The 11,559-nt window shown below is 71.0% G+C and carries 1 protein-coding gene; it reads right to left on the reverse strand.

The window, feature by feature from the left end; all coding sequences use genetic code 11:
• A partial coding sequence (locus ACFPQ9_RS18080; protein WP_380853960.1) for a type I polyketide synthase occupies window positions 1–11,559 on the reverse strand: 11,559 nt, incomplete at both ends.

Below are 11,559 nucleotides of genomic sequence, written 5' to 3' on the forward strand. Positions count from 1 at the left end.
GCCTGCGCGAACACCGGGAAACGGCCGTACAGCTCCCGGCCCATCCCCAGACGCTGGGCACCCTGGCCCGAGAACACGAACGCCAACGCCCCCTCGGACGCCACTCCCCTGGCCGCCTCGGTGACACCCTCCCCAGACGCCAACAACACCGCCCGATGCCCAAACCGCGCACGACCGCCCGCCAGCGTGTAAGCGACATCCACCGACGGCTCGACCGCCCGCAGCACCTCGATCTGCGCATCCAGCGCCTGCTCCGAACGAGCGGACACCACCAACGGCACCGTCGAAGGAACGGGAGAGTCGGTCTCCGGCTCGCTGTCGGTGTCCCGCCACTGCTCCAAGATGATGTGGGCGTTCGTGCCGCTGAGCCCGAAGGACGACACGCCGACGCGGCGCGGGCGGTGGCTGTCCGGCCACGGAACCGGCTCCCGGACCAGCTCGACAGCACCCGTCGACCAGTCGACATGGGACGACGGAGCATCCACATGCAGGGTCGGCGCGACGGTGCCGTGCCGCATCGACAGGATCGACTTGATGAGCCCGGCGGCACCGGCGGCGGCCTGGGTGTGGCCGAGGTTGGACTTCACCGACCCGAGCAGCAGGGGCCGTTCACGATCCTGGCCATACGTCGCCAGCAGCGCCTGCGCCTCGATCGGATCACCGAGCGTCGTACCCGTGCCATGCGCTTCCACAACATCGACGTCCCCGGCATTCAGCCCGGCCGACGCCAGCGCCTGCCGGATCACCCGCTGCTGGGAAGGACCGTTCGGCGCGGTCAGCCCGTTGGAGGCGCCGTCCTGGTTCACCGCACTGCCGCGGACGACGGCGAGGATCCGGTGACCGTGGCGCACGGCGTCCGACTGCCGTTCCAGCAGCAGTACGCCCACACCCTCGGCCCACCCGACCCCGTCAGCCGAGTCGGCGAACGCCTTGCACCGGCCGTCCGGCGCAAGACCGCCCTGCCGCGAGAACTCCACAAACGTCGTCGGCGTCGACATCACCGTCACACCACCGGCCACCGCAAGCGAGCACTCACCGCCCCGCAACGCCTGCGCCGCCAGATGCAAAGCCACCAGCGACGACGAACACGCCGTATCGATGGAGACGGACGGGCCTTCCAGGCCGAGGGTGTACGCGACGCGGCCGGAAACAACGCTCTGGGAGCTGGCGTTACCGCGGAAGCCCTCGAATTCGGGGCCCACGAGCAAGTTGGCGTAGTCGTTGTACATGACACCGGCGAAAACACCCGTCCGGCTGCCGCGCAGGGAGGTCGGGTCGATACCGGCCCGTTCGACGGCCTCCCACACGGACTCCAGCAGCAGCCGCTGCTGCGCGTCCGTCGCCAGCGCCTCCCGCGGGCTCATGCCGAAGAACTCGGGATCGAAGCCGCCGGCGCCGTGGAGGAAGCCGCCCTCACGGGCGGACGAGGTGCCCGTGTGCTCGGGGTCGGGGTGGTAGAGCCGTTCCAGGTCCCAGCCGCGGTCCTCGGGGAATCCGGACACGGCGTCCCCGCCCTCGGACACCAGCCGCCACAGATCCTCCGGCGAGGCCACGTCGCCGGGGAACCGGCAGGCCATGCCCACGACGACCACCGGGTCGTCGGCCACCGCCGCCACCGACGGCACCGGGGCGGCCGTACCCGAACCGAGGACCTCGTCCAGCAGGAATCCGGCGAGCGCGCTGACCGTCGGATAGTCGAACACCAAGGTCGCCGGCAGCCGCAGACCGGTCACCGACTGCAAGCCGTTGCGCAGCTCCACGGCGAGCAACGAGTCGAAGCCGAGGTCGCGGAAGGACCGGAGGTCGTCGAGGCCGGCCGGGCTGTCGTGGCCCAGGACCAGCGCCACCTGCCCGCGCACGAGGTCCAGCAGCACCTCGCGCCGCCCCATCTCGTCCAGCGCGGTGAGCCTCTGGAGCAGACCACCCGCCGCGACCACCCGCCGCCGCGAACGCACCAGCCCGCGCAGCATGGCGGGCACGTCGCCCCGGTCGCGGATCGTGCGCAGGTCGAGCGGGACGGGAAGGACGACGGTGGCGTCGTGGGTCATGGCGGCGTCGAACAAGGTGAGCCCCTGCTCCGGGGTCACGGCGGGGAAGCCGGTCCGGGCGAGGCGTTCGCGTTCGGCGGAGGTGAGGTCGCCGGTCATCCCGCTGCCGTCGAGGTCCCAGGGGCCCCAGACGAGGGACGTGGCGGGCAGGCCGAGGGTGCCGCGGTGCTCCGCGAGGGCGTCGAGGAAGGCGTTGGCGGCGGCATAGTTGGCCTGTCCGGTGCCGCCGAATGTACCGGCGGCGGAGGACATGAGCACGAACGCCTCGACATCGGGGAGGAGTTCGTGCAGGTGCCACGCCGCGTCGGCCTTGGGGCGCAGTACGGAGTGCAGTCGCTCAGGGGTCAGGCTGCCGAGGAGTCCGTCGTCGAGTACGCCCGCGGCGTGGACGACGGCGGTGACGGGCCCGTCGGCCCGCGCGCCGGTAAGCGCGTCGGCCAACGCGTCACGGTCGGATACGTCGCAGGCCACCACGTCGACCCGCTCCGCCCCCAACTCCTCCAATTCGGATACGAGTTCATCGGCACCCGGTGCGTCGGCGCCCCGCCGCGACAGCAGCAGCAGCTCGCGCACGCCGTGCCGGGCGACGAGATGCCGGGCCAGGAGCGCGCCGAGGCCGCCGGTACCGCCGGTCACCAGGACCGGACCCCGGCCGGTCCAGGGGTCGGCGGGGTCGGCGGGTGCGGCGGGTGCGGACGTCCGTACCACCCTCGGGGCCTCAAGTCGGCCCCCGCGCACGGCGGTCTCGGGCTCGTCGAGGGCCAGGGCCCGGCGCAACAGGTCGGAGTCGACCTCTTCTCCCGAAGGCCAGGACAACAGGCCCACGCGTCCGGGGTGTTCGTTCTGAACGGTGCGGAGCAGGCCACGTACGGCACCGAGAACCGGTCCGGGCAGGCCGATGGCGGTCACGACGAGGCGGGCGTCGGACTGCCCCTCCTGATCGAGCCACTCCTGAACGAGGCGCAGGACGTGAGCTGTTGTGCCGTGCACGGCGGTGACGAGGTCATCAAGGGCGAGGCCATCAATGGCGGGGTCATCAGTGACGGGGTCGCCCTCGATGAGGGCGAGGGCTACGCCGGGTGATGCGTCGTTGAGGGAGGCGAGATCCGCGCATGCGTCGGCTCCCCATGCCTCCGCCGACCGGTTGGCACCCGCGCCGACGACGGCGAGCGGACCGCGGTACGGCTCCGCGGGGGTGACCTCTGTCCACTCGATGCGGTAGAGATCCCTGCTCGTGCGGCTCGTCCAGAGACGGTCGTCTGCCGGGCGGACGACGAGACGGTTCACCGACGCGACCGGGTTCCCGTCCTGGTCGGCCACGGTCACGGCGATGTTGCCGATGCCGCTTCCGTTGGCGCTGATCTTGGCTCTCACCTTGGAGGCGCCGGTCGCGTGCAGCGAGACGCCCTCCCAGGCGAACGGCAGCAGTCCACCCGCCTCCTCGGTCTCCCCACCCGTGAATGCGGCCGCGTGGAGTACGGCGTCGAGGAGAGCCGGGTGCAGCCCGAATCCGCCGGTCGGCACGTGGTCGGGCAGCTCGGCCTCGACGAACACCTCGTCACCGCGCCGCCAGGCCGCGCGCAAGCCCTGGAACACCGGGCCGTAAGCGAACCCCTCCTCCGCGCGTGCCTCGTAGAAGCCGTCGATGTCCAGGAGACGCGCCTCCGGCGGCGGCCACGTCGTGACGTCGAACGCCCGCGGCGAGCCGTCCTGCGGGGCGAGCGTGCCGGAGGCGTGCTGCGTCCACGGCAGATCCTCGTCCGACACGTCAGGACGGGAGTGGACGCCGACGGAACGGCGACCGTCCTCGTCCGGAGCACCGACGGCGATCTGGATCCGCACGGCCTCACGCGGGCCGAGAATCAAGGGCACGCCGAGCGACAGCTCGTCGACCCGGCCGCATCCGACCTCGTCCCCCGCCCGCAGGACAAGGTCCAGGAAGGCGGTCGCCGGCAACAGCACGTTGCCGTGCACCGCGTGGTCCGCGAGCCAGGTCTGCGTACCTGCCGAGAGGCGCCCGGCGAGAACCACACCGTCGGACTCCACCAACGGCACGACCGCGCCCAGCAGCGGATGCCCGACGGGTTCCAGGCCCAGGGCCACGGCGTGCTGGAGGGAAGCGGTGACGGCGGGCCAGTAGTGGTGGCGTTGGAAGGGGTAGGTGGGGGCGTCGTCGGTGAGACGGGCACCGGTGCCGGCGAAGAGGGCCGGCCAGTCGACGGGGGTCCCGTGCACGAAGAGCCGGGACAGGGCTGTGAGGGCGGCTTCCTCTTCGGGGCGGTTCTTGCGCAGTGTCGGGACGACGAGGGCGTCCTCGGGTGCGGTCTGCTCGATGAGGGCGGTGAGAGTACCGTCGGGTCCGATCTCCAGGAAACGGGTGACGCCCTGGCCGGTGAGGGTGCGGATGCCGTCGGCGAAGCGGACGGTCTCACGGACGTGCTGCACCCAGTAGTCCGGCGTGTTCGGGCCGGTCCGGTTCGAGACGAAGGGGACGGCCGGTTCGGCGAAGCGGAGATCGGCGATGGCCGCGCGGAAGTCCTCCAGCATCGGGGCCATCAGCGGGGAGTGGAAGGCGTGCGAGACCCGCAGGCGGGTGGTGCGGCGATCGGGCAGGGCGGCAGCGACCGCGAGCACGGCCTCTTCCGTGCCGGAGAGCACCAGGGAGGTGGGGCCGTTGACCGCCGCGATGCTCACCTCGTCGGTGAGATGCGCGGTGACCTCGTCCTCGGCCGCCTCGACCGCCAGCATCAGCCCGCCCTCGGGCAGCGCCTGCATCAACCGGGCCCGCGCCGACACCAGCGCGCACGCGTCCGCGAGCGACAGCACACCCGCGACATGAGCGGCGGCAATCTCACCCACGGAGTGCCCGGCTACGAAGTCCGGCCGCACGCCCAGCGATCCGACCAGCCGGAACAGCGCCACCTCGACGGCGAACAACGCCGGCTGAGTGAACTCCGTACGATCCAGAGCCTGCTCGTCCTCGCCCCAGATCACGTCACGCAGCGCAGGGTCGAGCTCGGCGAGGACCTCGTCCAAGGCCTGCGCGAACACCGGGAAACGGCCGTACAGCTCCCGGCCCATCCCCAGACGCTGGGCACCCTGACCGGAGAACACGAACGCCAACGGCCCCTCGGACGCCACTCCCCTGGCCGCCTGGGTGACACCCTCCCCAGAGGCCAACAGCACCGCCCGATGCGCAAACCGCGCACGACCGCCCGCCAGCGTGTAAGCGACATCCACCGACGGCTCGACCGCCCGCAGCACCTCGATCTGCGCATCCAGCGCCTGCTCCGAACGAGCCGACACCACCAACGGCACCACGGGCGGCTGTTGAGCGGGGCTCGACTTCGCTATGTCCCCGGGCAGTTCGAGGATCACGTGCGCATTGGTGCCACTGAGGCCGAAGGAGGAGACCGCGGACCGGCGCGGACGGTCATTCTCCGGCCACGCCACCTGCTCGCGGACCAGCTCCACCGCACCGGCCGACCAGTCCACGTGCGAGGACGGCTCGTCCACATGCAGCGTGCGCGGAACGACACCGTGCCGCATCGCCATGATCGACTTGATGACGCCGGCGACACCGGCAGCGGCCTGCGTATGACCCAGGTTGGACTTCACCGACCCGAGCAGCAGCGGCCGTTCACGATCCTGGCCATACGTCGCCAGCAGCGCCTGCGCCTCGATCGGATCACCGAGCGTCGTACCCGTGCCATGCGCTTCCACAACATCGACGTCCCCGGCGTTCAGCCCGGCCGACGCCAGCGCCTGCCGGATCACCCGCTGCTGCGAAGGACCATTCGGCGCGGTCAGCCCGTTGGAGGCGCCGTCCTGGTTCACCGCACTGCCGCGGACGACGGCGAGGATCTGATGACCGTGGCGCACGGCGTCCGACTGCCGTTCCAGCAGCAGTACGCCCACACCCTCGGCCCACCCGACCCCGTCAGCCGAGTCGGCGAACGCCTTGCACCGGCCGTCCGGCGCCAACCCGCCCTGCCGCGAGAACTCCACGAACGTCGTCGGCGTCGACATCACCGTCACACCACCGGCCACCGCAAGCGAGCACTCACCACCCCGCAACGCCTGCGCCGCCAAATGCAAAGCCACCAGCGACGACGAACAGGCCGTGTCGATCGACACCGTCGGCCCTTCAAGGCCCAGCGCATAAGCAACGCGACCGGACGCGATGCTCGGTGAGCTGCCGCTCCCCCGGAAGCCCTCGAACTCGTCGCCGGACAGAAGGACGCCGTAGTCGTTGTACATGACGCCGGCGAAGACACCGGTCCGGCTGCCGCGCAGCGAGGTCGGGTCGATGCCCGCCCGCTCGACCGCCTCCCACACCGACTCCAACAGCAAACGCTGCTGCGCGTCCGTCGCCAGCGCCTCGCGCGGACTCATCCCGAAGAAGTCCGCATCGAAGCCGGCGACATCGGCGAGAAAGCCGCCGGATCGCGTCGAGGACGTACCGGTGTGCTGCGGATCCGGGTGGTACAGACGCTCCAGGTCCCAGCCGCGGTCGGACGGGAACTCGCCCACCGCATCCACACCCTCCGACACCACCCGCCACAGGTCCTCCGGCGACGACACACCACCGGGGAACCGGCAGGCCATACCCACGATCACCACCGGGTCATCGGCAAGAGCCACCGCCGTCCCCGGAAACGCACCCGGAGCCGCCGCCTGCGCCCCCAGCACCTCGCCCAGCAGGAAGTCGGCCAGGACCGCGACCGTCGGATAGTCGAACACCAACGTCGCCGGCAACCGCAGCCCCGTCACCGACTGCAGGCCATTGCGCAGCTCGACCGCCAGCAGCGAGTCAAAGCCGAGATCCCGGAACGACCGGGAGTCATCCACGCGCGAAGCACTCTCGTGGCCCAGGACCAGCGCCACCTGTCCCCGCACGAGGTCCAGCAGCACCTCACGCCGCTCCACCTCGTCCAGGCCCTTGAGTCGCGGAAGCAGGCCGCCCGTCGCGACCACCCGGCGACGCGAACGCACCAACGTACGGAATACAGGCGGTACTTCACCGAGATCCCGGATGGCGCGCATGTCGAGCGGCGCGGGTACGACCACCCGCTCGGGTGTACGGAGCGCCGCGTCGAACAGGGCCAGGCCCTGGTCGACCGTGATCGTGGGAATGCCGGTGCGGGCCGTCCGCTCCGGGTCGGCTGTCATACCCCCGGCTTCCTGCTCCCAGGGGCCCCACACGAGGGACACCGCGGGCAGCCCCATGTCCCGGCGCAGGGTCACGAGGGCGTCGAGGAAGGCGTTGGCCGAAGCGTAGGCCGCTTGACCGACGCTACCGAGCACGCCGGCGACGGAGGAGAAGACGACGAGCGGTGTCTCGTCGGGGAGGAGTTCGTGCAGGTGCCAGGCCGCGTCGACCTTGGGCCGCAGGACGGCTTCGAGTCGCTCGGGGGTCAGACTGCCGACGAGCCCGTCGTCCAGAACACCCGCGGCATGCACCACACCCCGCACCGACCGCCCCGCCAGCACACCCGCCAACGCCCCACGATCCGCCACATCACACGCCACCACCTCCACCCGAGCACCCAAACCGCCCAACTCGGCAACAAGCTCACCCGCACCCGGCGCATCCCCACCCCGCCGCGACAGCAACACCAACTCCCGCACCCCATGCACCCGCACCAGATGCCGAGCCACCACCACACCCAGACCACCCAGACCACCCGTCACCACCACCGCACCCGGACCGGAAGCCCACTCCACCCCCACCCCCACACCACTCCCCCCACCCACACGCACCAGCCGAGGCACACTCACGCCCCCGTCGTGTACGCCGACATCGGGTTCGTCGGAGGCCAAAGCCCTTACAGCAAGCGCAAGTTGGTCGGGATAGGCATCCGTCATGTCCAGCGTCGCGAAGCGGCCCGGATATTCGGCGCCGGCAGACCGTACGAACCCGCGCACCGCGGCGGACACCACGGCCGAGCCCTGCGTCAGGACCACCAGCCGCGCGCCGCTGAACCGCTCTTCCGCGACCCACGCCCGCACGAGATCCAGCGCCTGCGCGACAGCGGCGTGTGTCTGCCCGGCCAGGTCCCGCACGTTGTCGTCGGCGGTCCCGAGGACGGCGAGGACCAGGCCCGGAACCGGCCGGTTCACGACACCATCGGCATCGGCATCGGCACCGGTGTCCACGTCCGCTGCCAGTTCGTCCAGGTCGGCGTAGCTCCGAACGTCGGCCGCGGCGTCCCGCATCAGCTCCGCGAGCGCCTCCCCGCCCCCGACCAGCGCCACAGCCGGGAGCTCCGCGGAGGTCCCCGGTGCCTCGGTCCAATCGACGCGGAACAAGGATCCGGCCGCCGCCGCCCACGCACCCGCCCCCGCACCCGCACCCGCACCCGCACCCGCTCCACCCAGCTGGTCCCTCGTCACGGGCCGGACCACCAGCCCGGTCACCTGCGCCACCGGGCGCCCCTCGGCATCGGCGAGATCGACGGCGATCGCGTCCCGGTCGTCCCGCCGGACCAGTCGGGCGCGCACCTCGGTCGCGCCGGACGCGTACAGCGACACACCCTCCCAGGCGAAGGGAAGCGCGGGGTCACCCGTTTCTTCGGAGGCTGCTGCAGCGACGGCGTGCAGGGTCGCGTCGAGCAGCGCCGGGTGCAGCCCGAACCCGTCGGCGGCGGTACCGTTCGGCAGCGCCACCTCGGCGAATATCTCGTCAGCGCGCCGCCATACACGGCGCAGCCCCTGGAAGAGCGGGCCATAGGCGAGGCCGGCGTCCGCCAGGTCCTCGTACAGACCGCCCGTCTCGACGCGCTCCGCGCCGGCCGGCGGCCACTGCGCGGCATCGGCCCAGCCGGTCCGAACGGGGGGTTCGTCGGAGAGAACGCCGGTGGCGTGCTGGGTCCAGGGGGAGTCGCCGGCCGCCTCGTCGGGGCGCGAATACACCGTCACCGTACGGCGACCGGCGTCGTCGGTCTCCGCGACCCGCACCTGGAGCTGTACGGCACCCGCGTCAGGAACCACGAGGGGTGTGGACATGGTCAGGTCGTCCAGGGTTCCGAACCCGACCTCGTCGCCTGCCCTCACCGCCAGTTCCACGAAGGCCGTGCCCGGGACGACCACATGCCCGAAGACCGTGTGATCGGCCAGCCACGGGTGAGTGGCCGACGACAGCCGACCGGACAGCACTACGTCCTCGGAGTCGGCCAGTGACACGGCGGCCCGGAGCAGCGGGTGGTCGGCGGCGGCGAGACCGGCGGCCCGTACATCCCCGGCCCCGGCACCTGTCATCGATCCCGCGACCGGCCAGTAGTTCTGGCGCTGGAACGGGTATGTCGGGGCATCCACCAGTCGAGCGCCCGTGGCCGTGAACATCGCCGGCCAGTTCACGGACACGCCGTGTGTGTAGAGCTGCGCGAGTGCCGTGAGCGCGGCTGTCTGCTCGGACCGGTCCTTGCGCAGTACGGGCACGACGAGCGCCTCGTCCGCCACGGACTGTCGTATCAGCGCGGACAGCACACCGTCCGGGCCGATCTCCAGGAAGCGCGTGACCCCCTGCTCGGTGAGGGTGCGGATGCTGTCGGTGAAACGCACCGTGCCGCGGACATGTCGGACCCAGTAGTCCGCCGTGTCCAGCGCCTCGAGGAGACTGCCGGAGAGGTTCGACACGACAGGGATGCGCGGTTCGTCGAAGCGCAGATCGGCGAGTGCCGCGCGGAACTCCTCCAGCATCGGTTCCAAGAGCGGAGAGTGGAAGGCATGCGAGACCCTCAGCCGCGTTGTTCGCCGATCCGGCAGGGCGGCGGCGACAGCGAGTACGGCCTCTTCCGTACCCGAAACGACCACCGCGTGCGGGCCGTTCACCGCCGCGACGGACACACCTTCGACAAGCTGCCGGGCGACCTCGGCCTCACTGGCCTCAATCGCCAGCATCAGTCCGCTCTCGGGAAGGGCCTGCATCAACCGGGCCCGCGCCGACACCAGCGTGCACGCGTCCGCGAGCGACAGCACACCCGCGACATGAGCGGCGGCGATCTCGCCGACGGAGTGACCCGCGAGGTACTTCGGAGTGACACCGAGAGAGGTCACCAGCCGGTACAGCGCCACCTCGACGGCGAACAACGCGGGCTGCGTGAACTCCGTACGATTCAGAGTCTCCTCGTCCTCACCCCAGATCACGCCACGCAGGGCAGGGTCGAGCTCGGCGAGCACCTCGTCCAGCGCGTCGGCGAAGACGGGGTACCGGGCGTACAACTCCTTTCCCATTCCTATGTGTTGTGCGCCCTGGCCGGAGAACACGAACGCCAGCGGCTCCTCGGCCGCCACTCCCCTGGCCGCCTGGGTGACACCCTCCCCAGACGCCAGCAGCACCGCCCGACACCCGAACGTGGCCCGTCCCACCGCCAGCGTGTGAGCGACGTCCGCCGACGGCTCCACCGCCCGCAGCAACTCGATCCGCTCGTCCAAAGCCTGCTCGGACCGAGCCGACACCACCAACGGCAGTACGCCGAACTCACCGGCCACCGGTGTCGGTTCGGCCTCCGGCCCGGCCTCCAGAATGACGTGGGCATTGGTCCCGCTCAGCCCGAAGGACGACACACCGACACGACGCGGGCGGCCGCTGTCCGGCCACGGCACCTGCTCGCGGACCAGCTCCACCGCACCGGCCGACCAGTCCACATGCGAGGACGGCGCGTCCACATGCAGGGTGCGCGGAACGACACCGTGCCGCATCGCCAGCACACTCTTGATCACACCGGCGACACCGGCAGCGGCCTGCGTATGACCCAGGTTGGACTTCACGGACCCCAACAGCAACGGCCGTTCACGATCCTGACCGTAAGTGGCGAGAAGCGCCTGCGCCTCGATCGGGTCGCCCAACGTCGTGCCCGTGCCGTGCGCCTCGACCGCATCCACGTCGGCGGCCGACAACCCGGCGGATGCCAGCGCCTGCCGGATCACCCGCTGCTGGGAGGGGCCGTTGGGCGCGGTGAGCCCGTTCGACGCACCGTCCTGATTCACCGCACTGCCCCGAACAACCGCCAGAATCCGATGCCCGTTGCGCACAGCATCCGACCGCCGCTCCAGCAGCAGCACACCCACACCCTCGGCCCACCCGACCCCGTCAGCGGAATCGGCGAACGCCTTGCACCGGCCGTCCGGCGCCAACCCGCCCTGCCGCGAGAACTCCACAAACGTCGTCGGCGTCGACATCACCGTCACACCACCGGCCACCGCAAGCGAACACTCACCACCGCGCAACGCCTGCGCAGCCAAATGCAACGCCACCAGCGACGACGAACACGCCGTGTCGATCGACACGGTCGGACCCTCGAAGCCGAAGGAGTAAGCAACTCGCCCGGAGGCGATGCTCATCGCACTCCCGTTGCCCCGCAGGCCCTCGAACTCGCGGCCGTCGAGGAGGAGTCCGTAGTCGTTGTACATGACACCGGCGAAGACACCCGTCCGGCTGCCGCGCAGCGAGGTCGGGTCGATGCCCGCCCGCTCGACCGCCTCCCACACCGACTCCAACAGCAAACGC

This window comes from Streptomyces coerulescens, assembly GCF_042657965.1.
Taxonomy (GTDB): Bacteria; Actinomycetota; Actinomycetes; order Streptomycetales; family Streptomycetaceae; genus Streptomyces; species Streptomyces coerulescens.